General features: G+C 54.8%; 13 protein-coding genes. 11 read left to right on the top strand and 2 right to left on the bottom strand.

Annotated features, from left to right (window positions below):
- Positions 1-111 precede the first annotated feature (111 nt).
- The 10 genes from P8935_RS18925 to P8935_RS18880 all read left to right on the top strand — a co-directional run bounded on the left by P8935_RS18925 (position 112) and on the right by P8935_RS18880 (position 9753).
- Entirely contained in the window at positions 112-1086 is a 975-nt protein-coding gene (locus tag P8935_RS18925; RefSeq protein ID WP_348261866.1) for a sugar phosphate isomerase/epimerase family protein, read from the top strand.
- A gap of 62 nt (positions 1087-1148) precedes the next feature.
- Positions 1149-2468, top strand: coding sequence for a Gfo/Idh/MocA family oxidoreductase (locus P8935_RS18920; RefSeq protein WP_348261865.1), 1320 nt, complete (start codon positions 1149-1151; stop codon positions 2466-2468).
- 125 nt (positions 2469-2593) lie between these two features.
- Positions 2594-3754: an ROK family protein gene (locus P8935_RS18915; RefSeq protein ID WP_348261864.1), complete on the top strand. Its 1161-nt coding sequence runs from the start codon at positions 2594-2596 to the stop codon at positions 3752-3754.
- Positions 3755-4080: 326 nt separating this feature from the next.
- On the top strand, positions 4081-4836 hold the full coding sequence (locus P8935_RS18910; protein ID WP_348261863.1) for a TetR/AcrR family transcriptional regulator: 756 nt from the start codon (positions 4081-4083) through the stop codon (positions 4834-4836).
- Positions 4820-5887, top strand: coding sequence for an efflux RND transporter periplasmic adaptor subunit (locus P8935_RS18905; protein ID WP_348261862.1), 1068 nt, complete (start codon positions 4820-4822; stop codon positions 5885-5887). The genes P8935_RS18910 and P8935_RS18905 overlap by 17 nt, the downstream gene beginning before the upstream one ends.
- On the top strand, positions 5884-6933 hold the full coding sequence (locus P8935_RS18900; protein WP_348261861.1) for an ATP-binding cassette domain-containing protein: 1050 nt from the start codon (positions 5884-5886) through the stop codon (positions 6931-6933). Before P8935_RS18905 ends, P8935_RS18900 begins: the two co-directional genes overlap by 4 nt.
- Positions 6930-8042, top strand: coding sequence for an ABC transporter permease (locus P8935_RS18895; protein WP_348261860.1), 1113 nt, complete (start codon positions 6930-6932; stop codon positions 8040-8042). The genes P8935_RS18900 and P8935_RS18895 overlap by 4 nt, the downstream gene beginning before the upstream one ends.
- 314 nt (positions 8043-8356) lie before the next feature.
- Positions 8357-8902, top strand: a complete 546-nt coding sequence (locus P8935_RS18890) for a hypothetical protein (protein ID WP_348261859.1) — start codon at positions 8357-8359, stop codon at positions 8900-8902.
- Positions 8903-9010: 108 nt separating this feature from the next.
- Positions 9011-9193 carry a hypothetical protein gene (locus tag P8935_RS18885; protein WP_348261858.1) on the top strand — a complete coding sequence of 61 codons (183 nt, stop codon included), beginning with the start codon at positions 9011-9013 and terminating at the stop codon, positions 9191-9193.
- Positions 9194-9204: 11 nt separating this feature from the next.
- Positions 9205-9753 carry a 3-hydroxyacyl-CoA dehydrogenase NAD-binding domain-containing protein gene (locus P8935_RS18880; RefSeq protein ID WP_348261857.1) on the top strand — a complete coding sequence of 183 codons (549 nt, stop codon included), beginning with the start codon at positions 9205-9207 and terminating at the stop codon, positions 9751-9753.
- Between the two features lie 20 nt (positions 9754-9773).
- Here the strand turns inward: P8935_RS18880 and bshA are convergent, their stop codons facing one another.
- A complete protein-coding gene (gene bshA, locus P8935_RS18875; protein ID WP_348261856.1) occupies positions 9774-10913 on the bottom strand; it encodes an N-acetyl-alpha-D-glucosaminyl L-malate synthase BshA in 1140 nt (379 codons plus the stop codon).
- Positions 10914-11346: 433 nt separating this feature from the next.
- Entirely contained in the window at positions 11347-14436 is a 3090-nt protein-coding gene (locus tag P8935_RS18870) for a hypothetical protein (RefSeq protein WP_348261855.1), read from the bottom strand.
- Positions 14437-14826: 390 nt separating this feature from the next.
- Between P8935_RS18870 and P8935_RS18865 the strand changes: the two genes are divergently transcribed.
- Positions 14827-15432 carry a ferric reductase-like transmembrane domain-containing protein gene (locus tag P8935_RS18865; RefSeq protein ID WP_348261854.1) on the top strand — a complete coding sequence of 202 codons (606 nt, stop codon included), beginning with the start codon at positions 14827-14829 and terminating at the stop codon, positions 15430-15432.
- The last annotated feature ends 16 nt before the right edge of the window (positions 15433-15448 follow it).

Below are 15448 nucleotides of genomic sequence, written 5' to 3'. Positions count from 1 at the left end.
TACGTCACTTTCGCAATTTAGTCAGGACGGCCGGTAAGCAAAACGTTATCGGCCGTATGACGATAATCAACTTTCCTTGGCAGTGCGTTCGAGCATGATCGACGGAGAAGTATGAGCAGCTATTCAAGACGGGAATTTCTCACAGTGGCTGGGGCAGCTACCGCGCTCTGGTCTTCATTACCGGTGTTGAGCGCAGCTCAAGTGCTGAAGAGTCCTTTCCGGGTCGCCGTCATCAACGATGAGATCTCGCAGGATTTCGATCATGCCTGCTTCGTCGCTGCGCACGACTTCGGCATGAGTTGGATCGAGCTACGCGGCATGTGGGGCAAGAACGTTATGGATCTGGACGCTGCGCAGATCAATGAGGCGAAGGCGATTCTCAGCAAGTACAACCTCAAGGTAACGGACATCGCCAGTCCCCTTTTCAAAACAGATTGGCCCGGCGCGCCACGATCGCAGTATGGTTCAAAAGAAGATATGCACGGTGCTCCTGAAGTCACCTTCAAGCAACAGGATGAAGTCCTAGAACGCTCGATTTCACTCGCGAAGCAGTTTGACACAGGAAAGGTCCGCTGCTTCGACTTCTGGCGGCTCGATGACGTTGCGCCACACCGTCAGGCTATCGACGATAAGCTAAGGTCGGCGGCGGAGACCTGCGGCAAGCAGGGCATTCTGTTGGTGCTTGAAAATGAGTTTGCTTGCAACACTGCGACCGGACGGGAAGCAGCACGCACCATGAACGCGGTGCAGACGCCGAACCTTGCATTGAACTGGGATCCTGGCAATGCCGTGATGCGCAATGAACTCGATGCCTTCCCAGTCGCGTGGGAGTTAATTCCCAAGAATCGCATCCACCATTGCCATTGCAAGAATGCTATCAAGGGTGCAGGAGACAAGATCGAATGGGCGCCGGTCGACAAGGGCTATATCGACTGGGCCGGCCAGTTTCGCGCGCTCAAGCAAATGGGCTATCACGATGCAGTCAGTCTCGAAACTCATTGGCACGGAGGCGGTACGCCGGAGCAATCTACCCGGATCAGTTGGGCTGGAATGAAGTCCGCCCTCGAAAGCGCAAAGGCAATTTAGGTTCGGAGATTCGATGGCAACCAGCGCGAAGACTGGCGTACAGCCGTGAAGAAGGAGATGACATGATCACGCGACGAGAATTTCTCGACACACTTGCTGTGGGCGGTGCAGGCCTGGCAATCAATTCGAGTGCGAAAAGTTACGGTCAGATTCTAGGGGCCAACGAAAAACTGAACTTTGCAGTTATCGGTCTGCATTCGCGCGCCTATGCTCATCTTTCTTCCCTGAAAGCCAACAAGGATGCGGCGAGGGTTGCTTACGTTTGCGATGTCGACACCAACACCATGAAGAAATTTGCGACTGATTCCGAACGCGAGTTGGGTTACGCTCCGGCGACGGATCAGGATTTCCGGCACATTCTTCAGCGGAAAGACATCGATGCTATTACGATCGCGACCCCCGATCATTGGCATGCGCCCATGGCCATTCTCGGGCTGCAGGCAGGCAAACACGTATATGTGGAAAAGCCCTGCAGTCATAATCCGGCCGAGGGTGCGCTGCTCGTCAATGCGCAAAAGAAATATGGCAAGCTCGTGCAGATGGGCACCCAGCAGCGCTCATCCGCGCATACGATTGAGATCGTAGACAAAATTCATAACGGCCTGATCGGCAGAGCATACTATGCAAAAGCCTGGTACAGCAACGTGCGCAAGTCCATTGGAGTGGGCAAAGAAGCGCCTGTACCTGCGCAGCTCGACTGGGATCTGTGGCAGGGCCCCGCGCCGCGGGTGGCTTATCGAGACAACGTTCAACCTTATAACTGGCACTGGTTCAAAACCTGGGGAACAGGTGAAACCTTGAATAACGGCACGCATGAGATTGACGTATGCCGTTGGGCATTGGGCGTCGATTATCCGCGCTCCATCTCTGCATCCGGCGGCCGGTACCACTTCAAAGATGATTGGCAGTTCTATGACACGCTGGTGACCAATTTCAACTACGAAGACAAGATGATCTCGTGGGAATGCAAGTGCTGCGAAGGAATGAAGTATTACGGTCGCGATCGCGGCTCGGTCATCATTGGAACAAGCGGCTCTGTACTCGTCGATCGCGATGGATATGAGATTTACGATCTAAAAGGGAATAAGATTAACGAATTCAAGGCAGGCAGCGTTACCTCGTCGGCCGACCTCACGGGCCGAGATTCGATGACGGATGCGCATTTTGCGAACTTTATCGCTGGCGTGCGCAAGGGAGAAAAGCTGAACGCTCCTGTTTCTGTTGGGAACGTCGCTGTAACCACGCTGCAGCTGTCGAACGTTGCATGGGAGCTCGGGCGCGAACTGCAGCTTGACCCGAGCACTGGTCAACCTCGGAGTGATGCCGATGCCATGAAGTTATGGGGACGGCAATATGAAAAGGGATGGGAGCCACGAGTCTAGGAATCAAGTCGGGATATTCCCGGGAAAAGCGTGAAACTGATTTCTCCGCCAGCCGGAAGCATCGCGGGAACTTGTTTGATGCAGACGCCGTGCCGTATCTGCGAAACGGAGAATCGAGAACCAGCATGCCTAACTCGCGCCTGATCCTGAATGGAAATTTGAGCGCGTCGAATCGGATCGCCCGCCAGATAAACCGCAAACTCATTTTCAACCAGATTCGAGTAAAGCAGCCAATCTCTCGCGCGGAACTCGCGCGTACATCGGGTCTCCAGCGAAGTACGGTCTCTCTAATTGTTGAAGAGTTGCTTACCGACCGCTGGGTTGTCGAGGGTTCAACGGGAGCGATTCCTCGTGGAAGAAAACCAACGTTTCTAAACGTCAATGACCAGCGCGGAGTCCTTGCGCTCGATATACATCCGGCCCATGCCATGTTGGCCGTGACTGACCTCGGCGGCAACATCGTATCTCTTGACTCTGTGAAACTTCCTGCTGATCCACATAAAGTGATCAGAGCAATTCTGAACCCGGTTCAGAAAATGCTTCGAGCTCATCCCAACCGTACCTTCGAGGGCGTCGGAATTAATGTTCCCGGTCGCTTCGATCCAGGCCAGGAAAAGTCCATTTTTGCACCAAACGTTGGGTGGCCAATTGGGGAGTTGAAGTCTCGTGTCGAAAAATCCACTGGCCTTTCCGTCGTAATAGACAATGTTGCAAACGCGTGTGCTTTGTCTGAGGTGTGGTTTGGATACAGCGACAGGATGCATGACCTGGTTGTTGTCAATGTTTCCGAAGGCATTGGAACCGGAATCTTCGCGAACGGCCATTTGCTCCGCGGCGAGGCGGGAGTGGCAGGCGAATTTGGTCATGTTCAGCTTGATCCAAATGGAGTGAAGTGCGGATGCGGAGGCCGGGGGTGCTGGGAGACGATTGCATCGAATCGCGCCGGGGTGCGCTACTATGCCGAAATCGCGAAGAAGTCCGTCTCCTCGTTCGATGATCTGATCCAGTTGGCGAAGGCAAATGATGCCGCGGCGAAGCTGGCATTAACGAAAATGTGCAGCGCTCTGGGTCTCGGGATGCATATGATAGCGCTCGCCCTGGCGCCAGGCGAAATCGTCGTTGTTGGCGATATCACGAATATCTGGGAATTGGCAGGACCTGCGATTGAAAGCCAGATGCGGCACTTTCCGTTGGTCCGGGCTCCAAGTATTCGGCCCGCCAGAGAGGGAAGTAGGGCACGACTTCGCAGTGCGGTTGCACTGATCATGAATTCGAAGGTGCTGTAGTGCGGGATTACCTTAAGGCTCGTTAGAGATAAACATCATCGGGATGAATTATAAGACTCGTCGAGCGCGGCGAATTTAAAGCATTGCCGGCGCGAAAGGGGTCTTCCCTTCGCGATCTTTACAGAAAATCGCCCGTTGCAATTGCGGCCAACTCCTCTCGTCGATTGAAGGGGTAGCGACCAAATCCTGCTGTGCCAAGACCTCACCCCGCAATTTGACCGTTTTCACCGCCCTCGGGGGCAATCAGGGCTTCCGTCATTTATCAGTTGCAATTCAATCAGCCTTGGTTTAATTTACTAACTAGTTAGTTTAACTATTTGGTCAAGATGACTTTTGAATCTCAAATTACTTCTTCACCCACTGATCGTTCTTCAGAGACGCGTTCGCGGATTCTCGACGCAGCCTTGCGCGAATTCAGCGCTCTGGGGCTGGCGGGAGCGCGGATGGACCAGATCGCCGCGGCTGCAGGGGTGAATAAGGCATTGCTCTACTATCACTTCGATAGCAAGGAGAATCTTTACCTCGCAGCCGTCGAGATGATTTCAGCGAAGATCCGCGATCGCTCCATGGCGGTCTTCCTGCGCGATGCTTCTCCAGGTGAGCGGCTCCTTCGGGCAGCTCTCGATCATTTTGATCGCATCTTGGCGCAGGGGGAATTTCAGAGCCTCATGCAACAGGAGATGATGCGTCTCCATCAAGGGCAATCCGATGTGATGCAGGTGCTGGTGAAGCGAGTTTTCGCTCCATTGCAGACGATGTACCAGGCCATGATGCGTGAGGGGATTGCGTCGGGTGAATTGATCGATGTGGACTGGCTGCAAATTCACCTGGCAGCGCTGGGAGCCAACGTGTTTTATTTTCTGGCCGCACCGGTATGGAGGATGCTGATGCCATTCGAGCCCTTCGCGCCGGATGTACTCGAAGCACGTCGGCGCGCCGTCGTAGAGTTCCTGGGCAAGGCGGTCTTTATGGATCGCGCTCATGGCACCGAGCTAGCGGCGCGCGTGCTTGCTGACACTCCAATGCCTGAACTGCCGACAACTCGGCACCTTTTTGGGAGAACCGATGAACGCAAGAAATAGAGTTTTCATGATTCTTGGGCTGCTCACCCTTGGATCGCTGGTGTGGTATTTACTAACAGCTCGCACTTCCGGAGACCTGAAACTAATCGGTACCGTTGATGCCAATGAGGTGCTGGTCAGCGCCAAGATACCTGGTCGCATCCAGACGTTGAATATTGATGAAGGGCAATCGGTAAAAGCTGGCGAACTGATCGCGGTTGTAGAGAGCGACGATCTTGCGGCTCAACAAAAGGCGGCGGAAGCCAACGTTCTCAGCGACCAGTCAAAGCTTGCCGAGACCGTGGAAACGGAGCGCCAGAATCAAGGCGAAGTTTCGAGCGCTTCAGTCAACGCCGAAGCGCAGGTCAAAGCCAGCCAGGCGGCACTGGCCCAGGCACAGGCAAACCTTGAACATCAAAAGGCCGATACATCGCGAACCGTTGCCCTTGCGAAGCAGGGAATTGCCAGCGATCAGGCCAGGGACGAAGCGGTAACGAGCCTGAATGCCGCCGAAGCCGCAGTGGCCTCGGCCAACGCGAATGTGGCTGCAGCGAAAGCAGCACTGCAGCAGGCACACGCGCACGAACTGCTGGCGCGCGTGTCAGCACAGACCGTGGCATCGACGCGCGGAATTGTACAAAATGCGAAGGCACTCGCCGATCAGGCCCATGTCGAACTTGGATATGCACAGGTGGTCGCGCCCGTCTCCGGCAAAGTGAATGTGCTGGCAGCTCGGCAGGGTGAAGTGCTTGCTGCCGGCGGCACGATTGCAACGGTGATGGACCTGTCGCAAACCTGGGTCTATGCTCCACTTCCCGAGACGCAGGCCGACTCCGTCCAAATCGGCGACAGTCTGAAAGTCGTGATGCCGAGCGGAGCAACGGTGCAGGGAAAAGTGATCGCGAAGTCAGCAGAGGCAGATTTTGCAACCCAGCGAGATATCAATGGCGGCCGCAAACGCGATATCAGGACGGTTCGCCTCAAGCTGCTGATTGATAACCCTGAAGAGAAGTTTGTTCCCGGGATGACGGCCGAGGTGTACGTGCCCAAGGCCAAACTGGTGAAGCAATGACGTCGCATGCGCATACTGTCACCCCTACCCCGGATCCCGTTCATGGCCAGGCGCCGCCAGCGATTCGCGTTGACCACATCGTCAAGAAGTACGGTGAATTTGAGGCGGTGAAGGGGGTGAGTTTCACTGTAGCGGATGGCGAAATTTTCGGGCTTCTCGGTCCCAACGGCGCAGGGAAAAGCACCCTGATCCGCATGATGACAACACTCATTCCCGTGACGAGTGGTAAAGCGATTGTTGGCGGGAATGACGTCAGCAAGGATTCCGATGCGGTGCGGCGCATGATTGGAGTGATTCCGCAGGCGCTTACCAGCGATCAGGATTTGACGGTTGAAGAGAATCTCAGTATTTATGCAAAGCTTTACAGCGTGCCGCGTGTGCAGCGAGAGAAAAATATCGCAGAAGTACTGGAGGCCGTCGACCTGACCAAGTGGCGTACGGCACAGACGAAGACGCTCTCTGGCGGCATGCGGCGCAGGCTTGAAATTGCGCGCGGGCTAGTGCACGATCCGCGCATCTTCTTTCTTGACGAGCCGACTACGGGTCTCGATCCCGTCTCGCGCATCGCGGTGTGGGAGATGCTGAACAATCTGAAGAAGACCCGGAACCTTACCATGCTCCTGACCACGCACTACATGGAAGAAGCTGACCGGCTGTGCGATCGGATTGCAATCGTCGATCACGGAACGCTGGTGGCATTGGGTACTCCGGTGGAGTTGAAACAAAGCGTTCCAGGGTCGAATGTGGTTGAGGTCCAGTTCAACCGCGAAGATCCGGAGTGGCAGTCGCGCTTGCAGGCTCTGCCTGACGTAACTGAAGTGCAGTCGCAGTCGGCGGGCGTTTATCGGGTGCTGACTTCGGATGGATCACAGACAACGTCGGAACTGGTTCAGATGGCGAACGCGCTGGGCGAGAAACTGACATCGTTAAGCGTACAGAACACGTCGCTGGACGACGTATTTGTGCACTACACGGGCAGGCAGTTGAGAGACGAGCAGGTAAAAGCGGTGTTCCAGATGCCGCCGCGACCGGGGGCGCAGCCATGAACAGATTTCTGGCGATTGTTGAACGCGAACTGAGGAAATTTTTCCGCTCTCCGGTTCTGATGATCATGTCGATGATGCTGCCCATTGTGCAACTCATCATTCTGGGTCATGCGTATGGCGGGCACATCCAAGGGGCGAAGGTCGCGGTAGTGGATCATGATGGTGGCCCGCAGGCAGTGAAGGTACAGGAAGCCTTCGACTCAGTGGCTGCCAACATAGCGACGTTCAAGACGCTTCCGTATGCCGATGAGAACCAGGCGAAGGAGGACGTGCGGACAGGCAAGGTAGATGCTGCGGTGATCATCCCTGCGCAGTATTCACGGAGAGTGTATGCGCAAGATGCTCCGCGCATCGGGCTGGTGGTGGACAACTCAGACCAGGTGATGAGCGGCAGTTTGGAAAGCGAGATGCAATCACTGGTGGATGCGCTTAATCAGCCGGTGATCCAGGACCGCGTGGTGAAGAACATTGCGCTGGAGATCGTGGAGCTTTATCCCTATGTTGAATACATGAAGTACCTGCTGTCGGGTTCAATCGCGCTGGCGATGTACATCTCCGTGATGATTGGCGGCGGAATGTTGTACATCGACGACAAGGCTCGGGGTGTACATGAGGGGTATCTTGTAACGCCGATTACGAAGCTGGAACTGGTGATGGGATTGAATGTGGCAGGGGCAGTCAAGGCGCTGCTTGCGGGCATTTCGATCACGGTGATCGGCTCGTTGATGGCCGGGCTTGGAACTATCTTTAGGGTCAGAGCAGATTTCAATCTGCTGCTGCTGATTATCGGGACGTCGCTGGCGTTTAACGGGATGATGTTTCTGATGATGGTGCGCGTGGATGATCCACTCGTACCCCGCGCAATGTTTGGGGTGCTCAACACGCTGTTGTTTTTCCCGTCGGGTGCGATTTCGCCGGTTGCGGCCTTTCCAAAATGGCTACAGGCAATCGCGATTGTCGATCCTTTTACGTATGCGATTCATGGGTTCAAGGCCATCTTGTTGAAGGACGGTGGGTTTGTGGCAATACGCGGCGATCTGGCCTACCTGTTTTGTTTTGGGATAGGGACGTTGCTGATTGCAACGCCACTCTTCAAGCGCACACTTTGAAAGTTTCCGGCCGGCAAGCAGATTAGTCCGGATTGCACCAGGGCGGTCCATTCCTTGTGGGAGGATGGGCCGCCTTGGTGCGTTTAACCGCCAAATTCGCCCTCGCTTTCTGCGGCGTGAAGGTGCTTCCATTTTTTGAGTGAGCCAAAACTCAAAGAAATTACTAGATAGAAGCGACTCTTAGAGGCTTCGAGGGTCGAATCCCATGACACACGGCTTAGATCGTCTCCCCAAAAAGTACCGTTACCGCGAGCAGGATTCGGTGCAGAATCTGTGCGGACGTGCGCTAACATCGGGACAGCAAACCAATTTCCATGTCCGTCCAGACTCGCACAGATCCAATTTCGCAACGCATCGCGGCCGTCACGAAGCCCGTTAAAGCAGCTGCGTCCGAAGAAAGGAAACTCCCTCTGACATGGGAACAGGAAGAACTGCAGAACTACGAGCCCAAACGTGCGGTTGCCGTAGAAGCGAAGCGAAAAGCGGATGCCAGGGCGGCGCTTTTGGTAAAAGAGCTTCCGCATCAATGGAATGGTCTCTGCGAGGCGATGTCGATTCGATGTGAGGGCTTGAATCGAACTGCAGGTCGAGCAGTTCTTCGAGGCGCCATGCCCGACGAAAATTGCCTCGAGATTCGCCGAGAAGACGACATGGGATTCGTCATTCAATTCGATCCCGAAAAGAGAAAAATTTATTTTACTGGCAAGTGCCTGGGATTCGATCGCCAATACGAGCTTGTTGTACAAACCTACAATGACGTCGATTCGACCGCATGGTTTTCGCAGACCACTCTGGCCACAGATCAGACAGATGACCTCGCGAAACAGATGATTGGCTACCTTCTCCGCTTCGACCAGTAACTTTCAAACCTCTCAATATCAGACCGAAATCCCACATCCCAAGGTCTGCTTCCCCTCCTCGACTATCACCGCCTACAATGGGGACTGATTTCAATCAAAAGGACCCCCATGACACTGTCTGGTGAAGCCATTCGACTAATGAACTACATTGATGACGTTGCGGTCACGCTGCGTCGCATCCTGGCACTGGTGCCAACGCTCACACCGGAAGAGCGCGCCCGTATCGCCACACACCTTGAGAACTCCAAGCCGAATGCCGACGATGTGGCCAAGGCACTTAACGCAAAGTAATCTGGATCCTAATGCAAGTTGCCATTATTGGAGCCGGCCCGCTTGGCCGATGGCTCGCGTTCGCAGCGGCCCGTGCCGGCTACACCGTTCTCCTTGAGGACGTGATGCCCTCAAACCTGCATCATGCTCAAGAGTATCTGCGACAGCAATTAGGGCCGGCTGCACTTCCGATGGTGGAGTTCGCATCCACGATTGAAGGGGCCGTGCGCGAGGCCGATCTGGCGATAGATTGCGTGCCGGATGAGTTGGAATCGAAGCTCGAGATCTTCTGTTTGCTCGACCGTATGGCGCCGCCACGGACTGTATTCATCACACCCACAACCCGCCTCTCCATCGCCGACCTCGCATCCTGCACGTACCGCGCAGACAAGTGCGTGGCCCTCGTGGCGAAAATGCAGGAACTTACGGAGGCTTCGATCGGCGTTGGTGCAGGCGAACAGAGTAGAGAAATTCTGCTGCGGACGCCTCCACACGTAACCCAGGAGACCATCGCGCTTGTGCAGGAATTCTGGGAGCGAATCGGCTTCACTCCGCGATTTGAATCCGATCGTTCGCAGTAATCGAAGATGCGTGCAAGCCTCTATCTTCCGAGAATCTTCTCGTAGAATTTGACGTATTTAGGCAGGACCAGCGAAGCGCAAAATCGCTTTTGTGCATCTCTGCGCGCAGCATCGCGCATGGCATCAAGCAACGCCCGATCTTTCAACAGTCGGAGCGCGCCAGTTGCCATACCATCGACATCGCCAACGGGAAAGAGCAGTCCTGTCACTCCATCTTCAATCAATTCCGGCACGCCTCCCACGCGCGTGGCAATCGTGGGAACTTTGCAGGCCATCGCTTCAAGAGCAGCCAGTCCAAATGATTCGAGAGTGCTCGGCATAACCATTAGATCCGCCAACGGAAGAAGCTCGTTCACGCGGTCTTGCTTGCCGAGGAAGTGGACCTTGTCGTTGATCTTGAGATCGTGGGCGAGCCATTCGGCTGCAGAGCGATCAGGGCCATCACCCACCAGGACAAGTTGTGCCGGTACCTCGCGCTCCACCTGCGCAAACACCTTCACCACGTCGACGACGCGTTTCACTGGCCTGAAGTTCGACAAGTGGATCAGGATCGCTTCGTCTGGCGTCGCAAATTTCGCACGCGCTTTGGCACGAACGTCTTCATCTGAGATCGGAGTGTAGACATCGCAGTTTACGAAGTTGGGAATCACTTCAATCGGTCGGGAGATGCCGAAATCTGTGACTGTCTTGTCTTTCAAATAGCTCGAAATACTGGTGACCCCGTCGCTCTCCTGGATCGAATAGCGCGTGATCGGCAGATAACTACGATCAAGCCCCACGAGGGTAATGTCGGTTCCATGCAGCGTCGTTACGAAGGGTAGCTTGCGACCCTTCACGGCTACCATCTGGCGCGCAAGCAGAGCACTCACCGAATGCGGAATGGCGTAGTGCACGTGGAGCAGATCAAGATCGCAGAATTCGGCGACTTCTGCCATCCGAGAAGCAAGGGCAAGATCGTAAGGGGGAAATTCGAACAGGGGATAACTGGAAACTGGCACTTCGTGGTAAAAGATGCCGTCATCGCGGCCGCTGAGGCGAAACGGCTGTGAATACGAGATGAAATGAACCTCGTGGCCCGAAGCAGCAAGTTCAATGCCGAGTTCGGTAGCGACAACGCCGGATCCACCATAGGTGGGATAGCACGTAATGCCAATGCGCATGGGCGACTTGCCTTCTTGTGAACGACCACTTGTCGAGATAAGCATTTGATGGGCAAGTGGCTATTTATGGGGTCGATTCCAACAGTTTTAGATTCTCAGACGGTACAGAGGATGCGGAAAGTAACTGAAGGATTGTACCCAAAATTATCGCTTAGGCCTTTCGGATCCTTGTAGCGTCACGGGATTTAGACAAACACTAGTCTAAATTGCGAAAGCGATTCCCGAAATAATCTCACTCTTTCGCAGTGATCGACAAATGGTGCTTTGCGACATGGACGCCAGAAATAACCGTGCGACCGCTAAGATAGATCAGCCCTGTAAGACTCCAGCACCGCAGCGATCTGTCAAGTCCGTCGGTACAAGATGGACAGCATAATCACATCGAGCACGGCAGACCTTGTGAGTCTGCAATGCCCGATGAGCCATCGGATCTCTACTCCTTATCCTGTCCGGGTTTAGGTTCTGGATTAATAGCTGGAATGTTCCGGTCGCGCACAAGCTTATTGAATTCCGGGATTTCTTTCGTCTCGACGTCATGCAGATGATCGATTTCCGTCTGTAGCTTGGCGGAAAGTTGATCGAAAACGTCTTTCGATTGAGATGTTGGGGCAATGTCTGTCATATCCACACCGCCGCCCACCGAAGCAATCTTGTTGTTGAGCTTGATCGGGAAGTTGAGCGCGTCTTCGCCGGCCTTGAGCTTGGTTTGATAGATGTTTTCTTCGATCGCAGTGAGTTGATCGGTCAGTTTTTTTGCGCTGCCACTTACCTCGCTGTCTGAAGCCTTCAGATAGGGTTTGAGCTGATCTTTCATGGCGCGAACGCGAACGACACTACTGTTTGCATCCGTAACCCTATCTCGAACCTTCAGCCCGAATGCCAACTGCTCCTCAAACTGCCCTGGAGTCGTCGGGGTTCGAGGATCCTTTACGATCGAGAATTTTTCCATCTCCGTTTTACCGTCAACGACCAATTCCACTCTGTACTCTCCCGGAATGGCCCTGGGACCATCCAGCCTTCCATCCCACATGAGAAGACCGGGGAAGCCAGTGGACTTTTCATAGCGAAGGTCCCACACATAGCGATTCAACCCCTCCTTGGCTGGAGCGAGGTTGTTGTCGCGTGGCCTCTCTTCTTCTGGATCCTCCGCCTCATCTGCATGCGTTGGGGGTTTGCTGGAAATCTCCCGAACCAATTTCCCAGAGGCGGTAAGGAAGCGCAGCTTCAGCTCTCCCTTGGGTTTTTCCTTGAGATAGTAAAAGATCGTGGCGCCGTCGGCCGGGTTTTCTCCCGCCAGGGGATTTCTACGTCGTCCACCAAAACCTCCGCCTGCAATCCGGATCGCAGGTTTCACCGGGAAAAGCTTTAAAGGCTCGTTGTGTTGGAATTTTGACGGATCGAATGAACGCACCAAGGGCATGTCGTCGAGCACGTAAAATCCACGGCCCTGCGTGGCGATGACCATCTCGTCGTCGCGCTTCTGGAAAGCTATGTCTGTTACGGGCACCGCCGGTAGATTCAGCTGGAAGGGCAGCCATTTATCGCCGTCATCGTAAGAGATATAGAGATGTGATTCGGTTCCGGCAAACAGCAATCCCCTCTGATTTGGATCGGGGCGGATAGCACGTGTGAAGTCGTTTTCAGGAATGCCGTTTACGATTTTCTTCCAGGTTTTGCCGAAGTCGGTCGTCTTCCACAGGAATGGATGGAAGTCGTCCGAGAGATACATGGTTGCGGCCACATATGCTGTACCGGCGTCGAAGGGTGAAGCCGCGATGCAATTGATCCGGATCCACTCGGGAGCATCTTTGGGAGTGACGTTCTGCCAGTTTTTCCCATCATCGGTCGTCACATGGATTAGACCATCGTCTGAGCCGGCCCAGATCACACCCGGTTTTACCGCAGACTCGTCGACCGTAAAGATGGTGTCGTAGTATTCGACCGCCGTATTGTCCTTCGTGATCGGGCCACCCGAAGGGCCCTGCTTGGATTTGTCATTCCGGGTCAGATCCGGGCTCATCTCTGTCCAGTGCTGGCCTTCATCCGTAGTCGCCAGCAGGACGTTGCTGCCGGCGTAGAGCCGCTTTGGGTTGTTTGGCGAAAACAGCAGGGGGAAGCTCCACTGAAAGCGATATTTCATCACTTCGACGCCCGAACCCATCGGGTTATCGGGCCACGCATTCACATCTCTCAAGGACCCCGTCTTGGTGTCGAATCGAGTGAGTAATCCATCGTACGAGCCGGCGTATACGAAGTTAGAATCGGCAGGATCAGGGGCAATCCACCCGCTTTCGCCGCCACCCACATCGTGCCAGTCGCGCTCTGTGATTGCCCCGTCGTTACTTCGGCTCAGAATGCCAACGGTGGTGTTGTCCTGTTGAGCGCCGTAGATGTGATACGGAAAGTCGTTGTCCAGGGCGACGCGATAGAACTGTCCCGTGGGCTGGTTGTCCTCCGTGCTCCAACTCTTACCGCCGTCAAAACTGATCTGTGCGCCACCATCGCTGGACTCGATAAAGCGGCTGGGATCTTCCGGCGCAATCCACAGATCGTGATTGTCGCCATGCTGATTTCGAATGCTGGCGAATGTCTTGCCGCCGTCGGTTGAACGGAAGAAAGACGTGTTTACTGCGTAGACCGTATTCTCGTTTTTAGGATCGGCAAAGACTTGCGAGTAATACCAGGCGCGCTGCTTGATGGAGTTGTCCCCATTCATCTTCGTCCACGTTGCTCCGGCATCATCTGAACGGAAGATCCCGCCCTCCTGCGCCTCGATCAAGGCCCACACCCGGTCTGGGTTTGCCGGCGAAACTGTGATACCAATACGTCCTAAAACACCCTTTGGCATGCCTTGGTTGTGCGTTAAGTCCTTCCACGTTTCGCCGCCGTCGGTCGATTTCCAGATGCCTCCATCGGGGCCGCCGCTCTCAAATGTCCACGGTTTGCGCACGACCTGCCAGAGCGCGGCGTAGAGAACGCGTGGATTTGTGGGATCCATCGCGAGGTCGACAGCGCCTGCTTTGTCGCTCTTGAAGAAGACCTTCTGCCAGTTTTTGCCTCCGTCTTTGGAACGGAAGATGCCTCGCTCCGGGTTCGGTCCGGCCATGTGACCAAGGGCCGCCACATACACGAGATCAGGGTTGGTCGGATCTATGCGAATCTGGCCAATCTGCTGAGTGTCTTCGAGACCTGCATGGGTCCAGGTCTTGCCCGCATCGACCGACTTGTATACTCCGTCGCCATGGGAAGCGTTGCCGCGGATTGCGCTCTCTCCGGTGCCCACGTAGATTACATTGTGATCGGAGGAGGCGACCGCAATCGACCCGATCGAGCCGAAGTTGATCTGCCCATCGGTGATTGGCTCCCAGGTGTGGCCGCCGTTGGTCGTCTTAAAAACACCGCCGCCTGTGCCTCCGAAGTAGTAGACGAGGGGCTCACCGGGAACGCCCGTTACAGCGTCCACGCGGCCACCGCGAAAGGGGCCGATCTGGCGAAGTTTAAGAGTCGAAAAACCGTCGCCCAACCATGATTCTCTTTTGGGTTGCTGTTGGGCGAAAGAGGTGTGAGCAAGGCTGGCGAAAACATAGCCAATCACAGCGAATCGGACGAATGCTCGTAGAGAGTTGGTGGACCGCAAACACAAGAAACAAGACATGGCGGTGCTCCTGGAATCGAAATCTTCAGACTTGCTAGGCTGGCATCGGAGTTGGTGGGGGAAAACAATACTAAGATACATTCGCCGCGCGCATTCTGCGCAAAATTTCTCCACGTGCGTGGTGAACGGCCCTTCCGAACAAGACGGCATCGCAGAACTGCGAGGGACGTTTATACTAGTTGATACGGCTGGTTTGCTTTCTCAGCATGTAGCTGGCCGGCTCTAGTCGCGTCGTATCCTTTGCCGCAAGTTTCCAAAATGACTCTGCTGGATTTTTGTGCATACCTCGGACTAGGGGCAACGGGTGCGGCCGCTCTCAATCTCCTGATCGGCCTGCTCATTTCTCTGCGCTACAGTCCTGTTCGACATTGGCCACATCTGCGACTCAATCTCTTCGGCTTGCATCAGTGGACCGCATATGCCACGGTAGCGCTCACTCTCGCTCATCCGCTCATATTGCTTTTCCTTGACAAGCCGCGCTTCCGGGTCTTCGACATACTTGTGCCCATCCATTCACCGTTGCAGCCGCTCGTCAATGTTGCCGGCGCCGTTGCTTTCTATCTGCTGCTGATTGTCTTTCTCACCTCTCTCCTACGTTCACGCATTGGACGTCCGCTTTGGAGGCGGTTGCATTACCTGGTTTTTCCAGCAGCAGTTCTCCTCTTTGTGCACAGTATTCTCACCGATCCCAACCTGAAGGATGGTCGCCCAGACCTTCTCGATGGCGGAAAAGTCTTCGTCGAGATCGCTGCTCTCCTCTGCTTCACCGCAACTGCGTTGCGAATTCGTCTTCGCGGCAGGGGGCTTCGGCCGATTGTCCCATCGACCGAAGCAGCTTCAGCGCTTTCGAAATCAAAAAAGTAGATTGTCTTCAACGATC

The sequence above is a fragment of the Telmatobacter sp. DSM 110680 genome (genome assembly GCF_039994875.1).
GTDB lineage: Bacteria > Acidobacteriota > Terriglobia > Terriglobales > Acidobacteriaceae > Telmatobacter.
The sequence above is the reverse complement of the archived record's forward strand: the minus strand, read 5'-3'. Positions and strand labels throughout refer to the sequence as shown.